The organism is Mesorhizobium sp. M1338, assembly GCF_040318045.1.
In the GTDB taxonomy this organism is placed as follows: domain Bacteria; phylum Pseudomonadota; class Alphaproteobacteria; order Rhizobiales; family Rhizobiaceae; genus Mesorhizobium.
In genome coordinates, this window is sequence record NZ_JAMYLL010000163.1 from 1 (window position 1) to 595 (window position 595).

Here is a 595-nt window from a genome sequence, read left to right on the forward strand (position 1 = left end):
GGAGGCGCATCTCGATTTCCTGCGCCGCTATATGCCCTACCACCACGGCGTGCCAGGCGGGCGCTGGCTGACCATTCTGATGAACCGCATCAACCCGTCCCTGTTCTCGGCCGCTTTCAGTGCCTGGGTCCGCGAGACCTGGCCGGATAAGCCCGACTTCGTCGCCATCGACGGCAAGACCTCGCGCCGCAGCCACGACAGGAGCGCCGACAAGGCCCCACTGCACCTGGTCTCGGCCTTCGCCACCACCGCGCGCCTCGTACTTGGCCAGGAAGCCGTCACCGACAAGAGCAACGAGATCACCGCCATCCCCATCCTGCTGGAGCGACTGGGCAAGGATGACGGCCTCAAGGGCGCACTCGTCTCCATCGATGCCATCGCCACCAATGCCACCATCGCCACGGCAATCCGCGACGCCGGCGCCGACTACCTGCTCGCCGTCAAGGCCAACCAACCCACCATCAGGAGCGAGATCGAAGCCTATTTCGCCGACGCGCCCGCCGACAGACTCGATCACTCCACCGATCTCGGCAAGGCCCATGGCCGCATCGAGCAGCGCACCGTCACCGTCAGCGGCGAAACCGATTGGCTCTCC

Annotated in this window: 1 protein-coding gene; it reads left to right on the forward strand. The window is 65.9% G+C overall.

Annotation, left to right across the window (positions count from 1 at the left end):
• Positions 1 to 595 (forward strand): ISAs1 family transposase (locus NKH19_RS33485; RefSeq protein ID WP_352984009.1); only part of this gene is annotated, 595 nt, incomplete at both ends.